The sequence below is a fragment of the Neptunomonas phycophila genome, from assembly GCF_001922575.1.
In the GTDB taxonomy this organism is placed as follows: domain Bacteria; phylum Pseudomonadota; class Gammaproteobacteria; order Pseudomonadales; family Balneatricaceae; genus Neptunomonas; species Neptunomonas phycophila.
The window spans coordinates 2588539-2602037 of the sequence record NZ_MRCI01000001.1; the positions used below are offsets into that span (position 1 = coordinate 2588539).

11 protein-coding genes are annotated in these 13499 nt (G+C 44.0%); 8 read left to right on the forward strand and 3 right to left on the reverse strand.

What is annotated here, in order from left to right; translation table 11 throughout:
• Positions 1-42 precede the first annotated feature (42 nt).
• Positions 43-1239: a L,D-transpeptidase family protein gene (locus BS617_RS11820; protein WP_075172999.1), complete on the reverse strand. Its 1197-nt coding sequence runs from the start codon at positions 1237-1239 to the stop codon at positions 43-45.
• Positions 1240-2097: 858 nt separating this feature from the next.
• On the opposite strand from BS617_RS11820, the gene BS617_RS11825 reads away from it, so the two are divergent.
• The 5 genes from BS617_RS11825 (at position 2098) to BS617_RS11845 (ending at position 8465) form a co-directional block, all read left to right on the forward strand.
• Positions 2098-4020 carry a PrkA family serine protein kinase gene (locus BS617_RS11825; protein ID WP_075173000.1) on the forward strand — a complete coding sequence of 641 codons (1923 nt, stop codon included), beginning with the start codon at positions 2098-2100 and terminating at the stop codon, positions 4018-4020.
• A gap of 31 nt (positions 4021-4051) precedes the next feature.
• Positions 4052-5338, forward strand: a complete 1287-nt coding sequence (locus BS617_RS11830) for a YeaH/YhbH family protein (protein ID WP_075173001.1) — start codon at positions 4052-4054, stop codon at positions 5336-5338.
• Entirely contained in the window at positions 5335-6849 is a 1515-nt protein-coding gene (locus BS617_RS11835) for a SpoVR family protein (RefSeq protein WP_075173002.1), read from the forward strand. The genes BS617_RS11830 and BS617_RS11835 overlap by 4 nt, the downstream gene beginning before the upstream one ends.
• Positions 6850-6900: 51 nt before the next feature.
• Positions 6901-7266, forward strand: coding sequence for a histidine triad nucleotide-binding protein (locus BS617_RS11840; RefSeq protein WP_075173003.1), 366 nt, complete (start codon positions 6901-6903; stop codon positions 7264-7266).
• A 104-nt stretch (positions 7267-7370) separates the two neighbouring features.
• Positions 7371-8465, forward strand: coding sequence for a peptidoglycan-binding domain-containing protein (locus tag BS617_RS11845; RefSeq protein WP_075173004.1), 1095 nt, complete (start codon positions 7371-7373; stop codon positions 8463-8465).
• 95 nt (positions 8466-8560) lie between these two features.
• Here BS617_RS11845 and BS617_RS11850 read toward each other — a convergent pair whose 3' ends face one another.
• Positions 8561-9166, reverse strand: coding sequence for a LysE/ArgO family amino acid transporter (locus tag BS617_RS11850; protein WP_075173005.1), 606 nt, complete (start codon positions 9164-9166; stop codon positions 8561-8563).
• 100 nt (positions 9167-9266) lie between these two features.
• Between BS617_RS11850 and BS617_RS11855 the strand changes: the two genes are divergently transcribed.
• The 3 genes from BS617_RS11855 to BS617_RS11865 all read left to right on the forward strand — a co-directional run bounded on the left by BS617_RS11855 (position 9267) and on the right by BS617_RS11865 (position 12483).
• Positions 9267-10199: a LysR family transcriptional regulator ArgP gene (locus BS617_RS11855; protein ID WP_075173006.1), complete on the forward strand. Its 933-nt coding sequence runs from the start codon at positions 9267-9269 to the stop codon at positions 10197-10199.
• Positions 10200-10321: 122 nt separating this feature from the next.
• The gene (locus BS617_RS11860; protein ID WP_075173007.1) at positions 10322-11260 is read left to right on the forward strand and encodes a bifunctional enoyl-CoA hydratase/phosphate acetyltransferase; all 939 of its coding nucleotides are present in this window, start codon (positions 10322-10324) and stop codon (positions 11258-11260) included.
• Positions 11261-11295: 35 nt separating this feature from the next.
• On the forward strand, positions 11296-12483 hold the full coding sequence (locus BS617_RS11865) for an acetate/propionate family kinase (RefSeq protein ID WP_075173008.1): 1188 nt from the start codon (positions 11296-11298) through the stop codon (positions 12481-12483).
• Positions 12484-12489: 6 nt separating this feature from the next.
• Here BS617_RS11865 and BS617_RS11870 read toward each other — a convergent pair whose 3' ends face one another.
• The gene (locus BS617_RS11870; RefSeq protein WP_075173009.1) at positions 12490-13410 is read right to left on the reverse strand and encodes a LysR family transcriptional regulator; all 921 of its coding nucleotides are present in this window, start codon (positions 13408-13410) and stop codon (positions 12490-12492) included.
• Positions 13411-13499: the final 89 nt, after the last annotated feature.

Genomic DNA, 13499 nt, shown 5'->3' on the forward strand with positions numbered 1-13499 from the left:
TGACTAAAGTACAAGATGAGCGCACAGGTTTACAAACCATTGTTAAGGGATACCCTTTGATGGATCGCCTTCGTAAGCTATCTTCCACCTTCCCTCTTCCTTAACCCAATATTGACGTTTTATAGACTCACCCTTGTAGTTATTTGATTGGTAGTCTTGGTTAAATGTTACCACCAGTAAGTCTGGATTATTCGGGTAGGTAAACAAGCTAAGGTCAGACAAACCTACTTTGATATATTCTTTTCCGCTGTTTACGCGTTTTTTGTAATCAGAGAATGATGCGTAGTCTCGGCTGCTATCTTTGTAAGTCTTAGAGTAATGAGAAATGTAGCGTTCGTGATTTTGACTCTCCCAGTCTGCTCGCCACTGGTCCACAGCCTTCTCAATTTCTTGTTGCTGGGCAACCCATGTACTACGTTCAACCCACTCCATCCCATTGCCAATCAGCACGGGGGTGTTGTTGATATCAACTAAGCCATCCAGTTCGATGAAATCAGGATTCGTCAGTGAAATGCAACCTTCACTGGCTTTAGGAGGACGACTATACGTATCTACTGGAGACCCGTGAACCCAAATGCCATTACCTGTATGGCCTTGTCTATAATCCCACATATTGGGGTAATTGATAGGCAGAGCCCCTGAACCATAGCGCTCAGGTAAATTTTGGTCTTTAAAGCGACCAGTTACAAAGTACACACCCAAAGGGGTTTTCAAATCGCCTTGTTTTACTTTTTCAGTTCCGCCACGCCCATACGAGGCATAATAATCTTTAACCAGTGTTGGCGTACCTTGGCGGTTTTCAAACAGGAAAAGGCGTGAAATATTAGTATCGACGACAATCAGGTACTTTTGATTGTCACTCATCTTCACTAAGCTTTTAGGGATTAAGCCTGCACCGGGCTTTTCACGCGTCATCATCAGGCGAGCACGCGCTTCATCAATGAGCCCCTGCACTTCTTTTTTTCGTTGCACTTGAGCATTACCGACCTGACCTAAAGGGTCAGCTTGTGAAGCCAACAAATCAGCATACACCAGTTGCGCTAGTCTGAAGTCAGGACGCTTTTGCGTTAATTCTCTAAACTGCCCCAAGGCATTATCAAATTGCTGCGAAGCCAACGACTCCAAACCCTGGATCAATAACTCTTCATTACCTTCCGAAACACCATAATCAGTTGCGGCATGTAAGGGCAAAGTGAGTGTAAGCAAAGAACCTACTAAAAGAGATTTCACTGTAAACATCGGTAACCTGAAAAGTAATTAATTATCTAATAATGGGTTTTACAACGAGCCTAGCCAAGTAACAGCTATTTTGCTTTTTTAGATAATAGCATAGATGCATCACCTAAAAAGCAATTCTCAGACCTCAAAAAGCCTAAAATGATCCCCGTAAAGCCTACATTTCGAGATATAAATAAACAGCCTGCACCTTACTCACACCCTCAATAATGCTGCACTGCACCATAAATAAACAAACCAGCGCACCACAACTGACCATTACGCCTCTTATGTGGCGTTATTTAAATAAATAACCTCTTTTATTCGACTTCTCTTAACATCGGCTAGGCGAGTAAAACAATGAATAAATTCACTATTGGAATTCGCCAACATTACCAGATTAGCCGCTTTAGCACTGCGCCCTAACCTGATAAAACGAATGTAGAGCAAGCATCTGTAATTCCTTCATTACTGTCTATACTCTTAATAAGGGCAGGCCATCTAGCTAAATTCATCAACGGTAAAATTAGAAAATATCAACACGCTTAATGTTGAGCTGCCCCCAGAAAACAAGGTGCCCTTCACCTAAAAAACTTGATCATTTGGTCAAGCTGGCTTAGAGATTGCAGTGCTCTGTTTATCATAAAGTGCAGTTGACCATGAACGATTGCAGGTGTAACACGTCTATATACAATCACTATTTTAAAGTTGTGTAAGGACGAGTTAAAACGAAACCGCTGCTCGAATGGCAACATAAAACCGGATTAAACCAAGTTAAAAATGAGTGTTAATTATTCAATGAAAACTGATTAGCGTGGGCTACATTGCAGTTAAGACGACTTAAAAGTCATCTTAGGCTCGCCAACAGAAGGGGTGTACGTTATGGGTATCTTCGAACATTACAAGACGCGTTATGAGTCAACCACCCAGGAAGAGATGAGTCTGACCGACTATCTCCAACTCTGTAAGCAAGATCCATTGGCCTATGCCAGTGCATCTGAACGGATGTTAAGCGCCATAGGTGAGCCGGAACTCATCGATACTGCTCGCGACCCCCGACTTAGCCGCATTTTTTCTAACAAAGTTATTAAACGCTATCCTGCATTTTCCGAGTTTTATGGCAATGAAGAGGCCATTGAGAATATCGTCTCGTACTTTCGACATGCCGCTCAAGGGTTAGAAGAACGCAAACAAATTCTCTATTTGTTAGGCCCTGTTGGCGGTGGTAAGTCCTCATTGGCTGAGCGTTTAAAACACCTCATGGAAAAAATTCCATTCTATGCCATTAAAGGATCCCCTGTTTACGAATCGCCTTTAGGCTTATTTAATCCAGCCGAAGACGCGGATATTTTAGAAGAGGAATTCAATATCCCTCGCCGTTACCTTAAAGGCATCATGTCTCCATGGGCAGTTAAACGATTACATGAGTACGGTGGGGATATTTCCAAGTTTAAAGTCGTTAAACTTTACCCCTCCATCTTAAACCAGATCGCCATTGCTAAAACTGAACCCGGTGATGAAAACAACCAAGATATTTCTAGCTTGGTTGGTAAAGTCGACATACGTAAACTCGAAGAATTTCCACAACATGACCCAGATGCATACAGCTTTTCCGGTGCTTTGTGTAACGCCAACCAAGGCGTAATGGAATTTGTGGAGATGTTTAAAGCCCCTATTAAAGTGCTTCACCCTCTTCTAACAGCGACTCAAGAAGGCAACTACAACAGCACAGAAGGGATGGGAGCTATCCCCTATGATGGTATTGTTTTAGCCCACTCGAATGAATCTGAATGGCAAACATTCAAAAACAATAAGACAAATGAAGCCTTTATAGACAGGGTATACACCGTCAAAGTGCCTTACTGCACTCGTATTACCGAAGAAATCAAAATTTATCAGAAGCTTCTCGAAAGCAGCTCTTTAAACACAGCACCTTGCGCACCCGACACGCTGAACATGCTATCGCAGTTCATCATTTTATCGCGCCTGAAAGATCCCGAAAACTCGAATATCTATTCAAAAATGCGTGTTTACAACGGTGAAAATTTAAAAGATACGGACCCCAAAGCTAAGTCTATGCAGGAATACAAAGACATGGCCGGGGTCGATGAAGGTATGAACGGTTTATCCACGCGCTTCGCTTTCAAAATTCTTTCCAAAGTATTTAACTTTGACCCATCTGAAGTAGCGGCTAACCCTGTTCACTTGATGTATGTTTTAGAACGAGAGATTGAACAGCAGCAATTTGCGCCTGAGCTGCAAGAAGCTTATGTCAGCTTTATCAAAGAATATATAGCGCCTAAATACATTGAACTACTGGGCAAAGAAATCCAAACGGCATACCTAGAATCCTACTCTGAATACGGACAAAACATCTTTGATAGGTACGTAACCTACGCCGACTTTTGGATCCAAGACCAAGAATATCGTGATCCAGAAACAGGCGATATTTTAGATCGTCAATCCATCAATGAAGAGTTAGAAAAAATCGAGAAGCCAGCAGGCATTAGCAACCCGAAAGACTTCAGACATGAGATCGTTAATTTTGTATTGCGGGCTCGCGCAAGTAATGAAGGCAAAAACCCTTCATGGATGAGCTACGAGAAAATGCGCACCGTGATCGAGAAAAAAATGTTCTCTAACACTGAAGATCTACTTCCCGTTATCTCTTTTAATGCCAAAGCATCGTCTGATGAACAAAACAAACACGGTGAGTTTGTTAAACGCATGATTGAGCGAGGCTACACCGAGAAGCAAGTTCGTCTGCTATCCGAATGGTATATACGCGTTCGGAAGTCGCAGTAAAAGTCGCGCGGATCGAGAAGGAGAGCGGAATATGAGTTACATCATTGATCGCCGTCTCAACGGAAAAAAGAAAAGCATGGTGAACCGCCAGCGCTTTTTAAAACGCTACAAAAAACAAATCAAAGGGGCCGTTGAAGAAGCGATTAAACAACGCTCGATTCAAGATCTAGACCGAGGCGGGAAAATAACTATTCCGCGCAAAGATACCAACGAGCCTATGTTTCATCATGGGCAAGGCGGCAAACAGACACGAGTGTACCCGGGTAATAAAGAATTTACCGCGGGAGATGAATTTCAACGCCCTCAAGGAGGCCAAGGGGGAGGTTCAGGCTCGGGACAGGCCAGCAATCAAGGCGAAGGTGAGGATGACTTTAGCTTCAACATCAACCAAGAGGAATTCCTCGACTTTATGTTTGAGGACCTAGAGCTCCCCTACTTGGTAAAAAAACAGCTAAAAGACAGCTCTGCATTCGAAATTAAACGCGCTGGTTTTACTACCGCAGGGTCGCCCGATAAATTAAATATCGTTCGCTCCCTGCGTGCCGCACACGCTAGGCGTATCGCGCTATCAGGGCCCAACCGTCAAGAGATACGCACACTCAAAAAACGCTTATGGGCTTTAGAGGAAGCTCCCAATGATGATCAGCGCAATCAAGAAATGGATGAGATTCGTGCCCAAATTTCAGCATTAGAAAAGACCACCAAAAAGCTGCCTTTTATCGATGAGTTTGATCTGCGCTACAACAATATGGTCAAAAACCCTGTGCCCTCCAGCAAAGCCGTTATGTTTTGCCTGATGGATGTGTCAGGGTCGATGACACAATCAATAAAAGAAATGGCTAAACGTTTCTTTATTTTGTTGTACCTCTTCCTTCGTCGGAATTACAAACACATCGAAGTGGTTTTTATAAGACATCACACTCACGCTAAAGAAGTCACTGAAGATGAGTTTTTTTACTCACGTGAAACTGGCGGCACTATCGTTTCAAGCGCACTAGAGTTGACCGCCGACATACTTGAGAAACGTTATCCACGAAACGACTGGAATGTCTATGTAGCTCAGGCGTCGGATGGCGACAACTGGGAAGGCGACTCCCAACGTTGTTCCGATCTCCTGTATCAAAAGATACTGAAGGATGTTCAATATTTTGCCTACGTCGAAATAACCAATGGTCCGCATCAAAACCTATGGGAAGAATATCAAGAAGTACACAGTCGCCACCCCGATCAATTTGCCATTCAACATATTGAAGAGATGTCGGATATTTATCCCGTATTTAGACGCCTTTTCGAACGAAAAACCGAGGGGGCAGCATGAAAAAAGAACCCTTATCAACAGGCGCGGAATGGACCTTTGAGCTCATCGAAGCTTATGACAAAGAAATTGGCCGTATCGCAGCAGGTTATGGTCTTGATACCTATCCTAACCAAATTGAAATTATCACCTCTGAGCAGATGATGGATGCCTACGCCTCGATCGGCATGCCGTTGAACTACAATCATTGGTCATACGGCAAACAATTCGTTCAAACGGAACAACAATACAAACGAGGCCAAATGGGCTTAGCCTATGAGATCGTCATAAACTCTGATCCATGTATCGCTTATCTTATGGAAGAGAACACCATGACAATGCAAGCATTGGTTATCGCCCATGCGTGTTATGGCCACAACTCGTTTTTTAAAGGCAATTACCTTTTCCGAACATGGACAGATGCATCAGCGATTATTGACTATTTGGTATTCGCCAAACAATATATCGCGAAATGCGAAGAGCGACATGGTCTAGCCGAAGTGGAAGCCACATTGGATTCATGTCATGCGCTCATGAACTACGGTGTTAACCGATACAAACGCCCTAAACCGCTAACCGCGGAAGAAGAGCAAGCACGCGTCGAGGCCAGAGAAGAGTACAACCAACGCCACCTTAATCAGATTTGGAATACGATTCCCAAAAAATCTGATAGTGAAGATGTGGCTGAGTCACTACATTTCCCGCCAGAACCTGAAGAAAATATTCTTTATTTTATTGAGAAAAACGCCCCTTTATTGGAGCCATGGCAACGAGAAATTGTCCGAATTGTCAGAAAGATTTCCCAATACTTCTACCCACAAAAACAAACCCAAGTAATGAACGAAGGCTGGGCCACTTTCTGGCATTACACCCTTCTCAATACCATGTATGAGGAAGGCCTAGTCACAGACGGATTTATGATGGAGTTCTTGCACTCCCATTCAAGTGTAGTGTATCAACCCCCGTTTGATAGCCCCTATTTCTCAGGAATCAACCCATATACACTTGGCTTTAATATGATGCAGGACATTCGTAGGATTTGTGAAAATCCAACCGATGAAGATCGAGAGTGGTTTCCTGATATCGCAGGTTCATCATGGACTGAAACGCTCGACTACGCCATGCGCAACTTTAAAGATGAAAGCTTTATACTGCAGTTTTTATCCCCCAAACTTATTCGCGAACTTAAGCTTTTCTCAATACTAGATGATACCGATTCGCCCACACTCAAAGTTGCTTCCATCCACAACGAATCTGGTTACCGCCGTATTCGTGAAGACATATCAGCTCAATATAATTTAGGTAATCGCGAGCCTAACATCCAAGTTTACAACGTGGATGTACGCGGTAATCGATCCCTAACATTACGCCATTTCATGCATAATAACCGCCCGTTAGGAGACGATACCAGCGAAGTCCTTAAGCATATTCATCGCCTATGGGGGTTCGATGTGCACTTAGAATCAGTCACGCCTGACAATAAAGTAGCCCGCACGTACAACTGCCCGGAGCTCGAGTTACTTGAGATCGGCTAAGCCGATCTCTTATACTCAACGACCTATTCTTAAATTCCGAGGCTGTCATCGATGGATTGTTTATTTTGTAAAATAGTTAATCAAGAAATTCCAGCTGATATCTTATACGAAGATGACCTAGTTATTGCCTTCAGCGACATCAATCCCCAAGCGCCTTTTCACTGCCTAGTTATCCCCAAGAAACATATCAGTACATTAAATGATATAACGGAGCAAGACCGTGAGCTTGTCGGTCATATGGTCGCCACAGCTGGCAAAATAGCCGCCGACAAAGGCTTTGCACAAGAAGGGTATCGGACCGTTTTCAACTGCAACAGTCATGGCGGCCAAACTGTTTACCATATTCATTTACATGTGTTAGGTGGAAAACCGTTAGGATGGCCACCCTACCAAGACACCCTAAAAACACCTGTCTAAAAGATAGATACATAATGAATGGAATCAAACAGCTGTTCATCTAAGCTTCATCCGTAGCTTTTAGACTGCAGCAACCCCTATAAAAAAAGCATGGAAGTTCTATCATGAAAAAACAACTAACTACTTTCGCTCTATCAACGTTAGCGATCGCCGTTTTATCCGGTTGCTCTTCAACGGGCTCTTATCAAAATGACGATGTAACTAACTCAGCACAATACCGTGCGTTAGAGCAAGAACTAGCAAGCCTTAAAAACTCTTCTGGTTCTGACTCTGCTCGTGCATCTGAACTAGAAGCAGAATTAGCTCGTCTAAATAGCAGCAATTCTACTTCTAGCCTGCTGCCTCCAAACCCTAAACCGGGTGAGTGCTATGCGCGCGTTGTTATCCCTGCTAAATACAAAGCAGAGACAGAGACAGTTCAAACACGTGCTGAAAGCCAGCGCATTGAAACTTCACAACCGGAATTCCGTTGGGTTGAAGAACGCGTTATGGTAAAAGAAGCAAGTGAACGTTTGGAAATCGTGCCTGCTACTTACACTACTGTTACTGAAACCATTCAAGTATCCGATGCTACAGAGCAGCTAGTTCGTGTACCGGCTAAATACAAAACCGTTACCGAGCGTATTTTAGTTCGTCCAGCTCACACTGAGTGGAAAAAAGGGACAGGGCCAATTCAGCGCGTTGATGCAGCCACAGGCGAGATCATGTGTTTAGTTGAAGTACCGGCTGAATACAAAACAGTTACTAAAACCATTGTTGTAGAGCCTGAGACAGTAAAAAAAGTGGCTATACCGGGTAAAACACAAACTGTTCAGCGTCGTGTTGTAAAAACACCAGAAACTACACGTAAAGTGGTTATTCCTGCTGAGTACAAAATGGTTAAAGTCCGCAAGCTTGTTAAGCCTGCAGAACAAAACGTGGTTAGCATTCCTGCAGAGTACAACACCGTTCAAAAGCGCGTAAAAATCAGCGATGCATACTTAGAGTGGCGTCCAATTTTGTGTGAAACAAACACGCAGCCTGGTCTTGTACGTGAATTGCAAAAAGCACTTAAAGCCAAAGGTTACAACCCAGGTAGCATCGATGGTGTGCTAGGTAAAAACACCATGAACGCTGTTATTGCGTATCAAAAATCGCAAAAAATGCCTTCGGGTCAGTTGACTATCAACACCTTAAAATCATTGGGTGTAGCTATCTAAAGCTAATAGTTTTATTAGCTTTAGCGTAAAAAAAGAGCCTTCATTTTGAAGGCTCTTTTTTGTTTATGAGACGTTTATTCTCGGCATACCATCCCTTATATTTTTTCTAGCACAAGCCACAGCGCAATACTCCACATCATCAACGCCACCAAAAAATCGACCCAACGCCAAACATGTGGTTTTTCTAGCCAAGGTGAAAGTTTTCGAGCCGCTAGCGTGAGAAAAATAAACCAACTAAGCGAAGCCAACATAGCCCCTATCCAAAACAAAACCTTAGCTTGCCCAAAATGCTGACTTCCTAAACTTCCCAACAGGATAACTGTATCTAGATAAACATGAGGGTTCAGTAAACTGACCGCTAACGCGGTTAATAAGGTCACTCGCAAACCAGCACGCTTGGTATTAGCTTCAAGCCCTATCGGGCTTAAAAAGCTCTGAAACGCTTTAAAGCCGTAAACGGAAAGAAAAATGACACCTCCCACACGGAACGCATCCAGTAGCCATGGCCATTGTTCAAATACAAACCCTGCTCCCAGCATGCCTGCACTGATTAAAGCGAGATCACAAAGAATACATATAGCGGCCACAGGCCAATGGTAATGACGCTGAACCCCTTTACCTAAAACAAACGCATTCTGCGCTCCAATCGCCATAATTAATGCCATAGCCGAGCCATAACCCTGTAACACTAAAAAGCCCATATTATTGACCTTATGCCGCCGCAATGAATTAGATGTGCATCATGCCAATCTTTTGATATAAAGAATAACTAATAAAATTAATCTTTAATAAGGACTGCTAATGTTCGATTATCGCCAACTACAGGCCTTAGCTACCGTTGTCGAGGAGCAAAATTTTGAACGTGCCGCACAACGCTTGCATGTCACCCAATCGGCTATTTCACAGCGTATAAAGCAGTTAGAAGAACTGGTTGGTCAAACATTGTTAATTCGAACACACCCCTTACAAGCAACCGACGCTGGACAAGTCTTGCTCAAACACTATCGTCAAATCGCCATGCTGCAAAGCGCGGTGATGTTGGAACTCAATCCCGTTTTAGAAACGGGACAGATCCGATTATCTATTGGTTTAAACGCCGATACGCTAGCCACATGGTTTTTACCGGCTATTGAACCTCTACTCAACGCACACTCGGTTCTGCTCGATATTAAAGTAGATGATCAAGATCAAACCCAGCAGCTTCTTCGCAGTGGAGAAGTTATGGGGTGTATCAGTTCGAGTGATAAACCACTGCAAGGCTGCCATTGTATACCGCTCGGTGTATCGGTATACCGATTATTAGCTTCACCGCAATTTATGAAAAAGTATTTACCAGAAGGCCCCAACCAGGCTGCTCTGCGCCGTGCCCCTGTCGTTGAATTTAATCACAAAGATGCGCTTCAGATTCGTTACTTAGAACAATTTTTCGATTTAAGGCCCGGGGATTATGCGTGCCACCGAATTCCCTCAGCAGAAACCTTTATAGATCTGATTGTCAGAGGTTTTGGCATGGGGATGATTCCTGACCAAATGACAACTGAACTCTTATCGAGTGGCCAGCTAGTGGATGTATCACCGGGTGATTATCTGGCTGTACCTTTATATTGGCACGTGTGGAATTTAAAAGCCCCCTTAGCCGAAGAGCTTACCCACGCACTTGCAGAACAAGGCAAAAAAGATCTGGCGCCTTTTAGCGACTACCCTATCCTTGCAACCCCAAAACTTACTCGGTAAGAACGCACGAAGATGATCTACGTCATAGCCTCATAAGCCTCCGGCATCCTATTCTGAGGGTGCTGGCCGCTGCTATTTTAACAGAAGTGGCAGAGCCTAACCGCCAATAGCGAGGGTGCTTCATGACCGTTAACATTCAACCACCGATACACAATCAACTTGAGTACTTTATCGAGCAAGCAGCATGCGCGCCAGCCATTGTTACGGCGGTGGTACACCCGGTTTCACATAACGGTTTGGTAGGCGCAATAGAAGCTGCAAATAAAGGGTTGATAACGCCTATTTTGATCGGCCCAAGCGCTAAAATACAAGCGGCAGCCGACGAAGAAGAGCTTGATATATCGACTTACGAGATCATTGATGTTGAGCATAGCCACGCAGCCGCGGAGAAAGCTTGCGAACTAGCCCGACAGGCCTGTGTGCAAACCCTCATGAAAGGGGATTTAGGCAGTTCAGAACTGATCAGCGCTATTATTAATAAGCAAACAGGGTTACGCACTGAACGTCGCTTGAGTCACGTGTTTGTCTTCGATGTACCAAACTACCATAAGCCTCTCATCATTACAGATGGTGCAATTAACGTTACGCCATCACTGAACGATAAACGAGATATTATCCAAAACGCTATCGATTTTTCCCATTCGCTGGGCGTTTCGTCTCCTAAGGTTGCCATTTTAGCCGCCGTTGAAAAAGTAAAACCCAACATGCCTAGCACAATTGATGCTGCGTGCTTATGCAAAATGGCTGATAGAGGCCAAATTACAGGAGGCATCTTAGACGGCCCACTTGCCTTCGATAATGCCATATCTCAACAAGCCGCTTTGGATAAACATATTTGTTCAGATGTCTCTGGTGATGCTGATATCTTACTGGCGCCTGATTTAGAAGCCGCCAATATGATTGCCAAACAATTAATTTATTTAGCAAACGCAAAGTCAGCGGGTCTGGCACTTGGTGCGCGAGTGCCTATCATACTGACGAGCCGAGCTGAAACTCCCCTTGGAAGACTGGCCTCCTGTGCTCTGGCTTCTTACATGGCTCGTCATACATTATCGTCCTAAGCAGGCCTCCAAGGCGCGAAGAAAGGCTGAATTTAATGCAAACTATTTTGGTTATTAATGCAGGATCATCTAGCTTAAAGTGCACGCTTTTCCGGACGGGGCAGCTGCAAGAAAAGTCTATTTATCGTTTCAAGTTTAGTAATTTATTACTGAAACCCCACTTATCAATCGTCGATGAGAATGGTCTGGATCGCGTTACAAAACAGCCGGACTTTGCAAGTGTGCCTAAAACCGAACGCCACCATGCCGCGTTAGATTTAGTGTTAAGCTGGCTAAACACGCATGCCTCACAATACAAACTAACCGCTTTTGGGCATAGAATTGTTCATGGCGGACGACAATTTAATGCCCCGCAAATCCTATCAAAAAGCGATATAGCCCACTTAAAAGAATTAATCCCCCTTGCTCCACTCCACCAGCCGTATAACTTATTACTGATCGACTGTTGCAAGAAACTAGCCCCCAATCTTCCTCAAATCGCCTGTTTTGATACCATGTTCCACCATACTCAAATGGAGCTTGAACGCCACTACGCATTACCTCGTAAATACACCGAAGCTGGCATTCAACGATACGGATTTCATGGCCTGTCGTACGAGTACATCACACATCAACTCGGTCAAATAACCCCTAAAGCGTGCCACATAAAAACCGTCATGTGCCACCTAGGGGCAGGCTCTAGCATGTGCGCGATCAGCCAAGGAAAAAGCATCGCGTCGTCCATGGGTTTTACCGCTGTAGATGGACTCCCCATGGGCACCCGCTGTGGCAATATTGACCCTGGGGTTATCCTCTATTTGCAACGTCACTACAATCTCGATTGTGATGCGCTAGAGCACCTCATTTATAGCGAAAGCGGCTGGCTAGGTGTATCTGGTGAATCAAGTGATATGTTATCGCTTAAACGCTCTCAATCGACGAGTGCACAGGAAGCAATCAATATGTACGCTTATCGTATTGCATTAGAATTAGGTCGTCTAGCAGCGGCTCTTGGAGGACTTGAGCAGCTCGTTTTCACTGGAGGAGTTGGCGAAAACGATGCGGACCTACGCCAGAACATTATTGAAAGAAGCCGCTGGTTAGGCATCCACCTTGATGAAGATGCAAACGTACTTAACGCCAGCGTAATAAGCAATAAACATAGCGCTATACCCGTCCGAGTAATTGCCACCAATGAAGAAGCGATGATTGCACATCATGTTACGGAAATCATTGGCGATTAGTGGACATTACAACCGTTTAGAAATGTTTTGCTGGGGTATTAAAAAGGCCTGCTTAAAATAATCACGAATGGCGAACATAGCCGGTGTAAAAGTGGTTTCTTTACGCCACGCCAACCCTAAGCTCATCGGGTGCACTTCATCATCCAAGGAGCGTGTATCTATGCGCTTGCCTTCCAGTGACCAAGGCCGATAAACCAAATCGGAGAGTATCGATATTCCTAAACCATTTGCAACCATGCTTCGTACAGATTCCACTGAAGATGTTCGCAGTATGACATTTGGTTCTAACCCCTTGTGCCCCCAGTAGCGCATCGCACTTTTATCCGCTTCATCGACAGTGAGCATGATAAACGGCTCTTTTTCAATATCTCCTAATGACAACCTTTTCTTAAAACCCAACGGATGATTGCTCGGCAACCACAGCCGACGTTCAGAGGCGACCAACTTTTCAGAAACGATATCAGCATGAGTCAAATTATCAGTTAATACAATGGCCATATCGATAGAACCATCGGCTAGCTGATTCTCAATAATCGAACGTTCGTATTCAAACAATTCAATCGATATATCAGGATACCAATGTGACAAGCGTTGAAGGTGATAAGGTAAAAAGTATCCTTGGACAGTATAGCTTGCTGCTATGCGAATACGCCCATTTGCGACACCATCGGTATGAGGAAGGTTTAACGCTTCGTCAACACTTCGTAACACTTGGTAGGCATGATTTAAAAAGTGCCTGCCCCGATCGGTTAAGTTGACCCCTTGGCTACTGCGCACAAATAGCTCTACACCTAAGAGGGTTTCTAGATCCCGAATTGCTGTTGTGACAGCCGATTGCGAGATATTTAGATGGATTGCCGCTTGGGATACCTGCCCCATTTCAGCTGCCGCAACAAAATAACGAAGTTGTCGAATCGTTAAAGACATCGAGCCTCCTCAAGCATTATCTGTTTTTCAGATACTACCATATCAAAAAATAGATCTTTTTAAGCACCCACTTTCATTTATATATTCAA

What these genes read in the sequence shown, in the direction of transcription:
- BS617_RS11820 (WP_075172999.1), bottom strand. Translation starts at nt 1,239, where the DNA reads ATGTTTACAGTGAAATCTCTTTTAGTAGGTTCTTTGCTTACACTCACT.
- BS617_RS11825 (WP_075173000.1), top strand. Translation starts at nt 2,098, where the DNA reads ATGGGTATCTTCGAACATTACAAGACGCGTTATGAGTCAACCACCCAG.
- BS617_RS11830 (WP_075173001.1), top strand. Translation starts at nt 4,052, where the DNA reads ATGAGTTACATCATTGATCGCCGTCTCAACGGAAAAAAGAAAAGCATG.
- BS617_RS11835 (WP_075173002.1), top strand. Translation starts at nt 5,335, where the DNA reads ATGAAAAAAGAACCCTTATCAACAGGCGCGGAATGGACCTTTGAGCTC.
- BS617_RS11840 (WP_075173003.1), top strand. Translation starts at nt 6,901, where the DNA reads ATGGATTGTTTATTTTGTAAAATAGTTAATCAAGAAATTCCAGCTGAT.
- BS617_RS11845 (WP_075173004.1), top strand. Translation starts at nt 7,371, where the DNA reads ATGAAAAAACAACTAACTACTTTCGCTCTATCAACGTTAGCGATCGCC.
- BS617_RS11850 (WP_075173005.1), bottom strand. Translation starts at nt 9,166, where the DNA reads ATGGGCTTTTTAGTGTTACAGGGTTATGGCTCGGCTATGGCATTAATT.
- BS617_RS11855 (WP_075173006.1), top strand. Translation starts at nt 9,267, where the DNA reads ATGTTCGATTATCGCCAACTACAGGCCTTAGCTACCGTTGTCGAGGAG.
- BS617_RS11860 (WP_075173007.1), top strand. Translation starts at nt 10,322, where the DNA reads ATGACCGTTAACATTCAACCACCGATACACAATCAACTTGAGTACTTT.
- BS617_RS11865 (WP_075173008.1), top strand. Translation starts at nt 11,296, where the DNA reads ATGCAAACTATTTTGGTTATTAATGCAGGATCATCTAGCTTAAAGTGC.
- BS617_RS11870 (WP_075173009.1), bottom strand. Translation starts at nt 13,410, where the DNA reads ATGTCTTTAACGATTCGACAACTTCGTTATTTTGTTGCGGCAGCTGAA.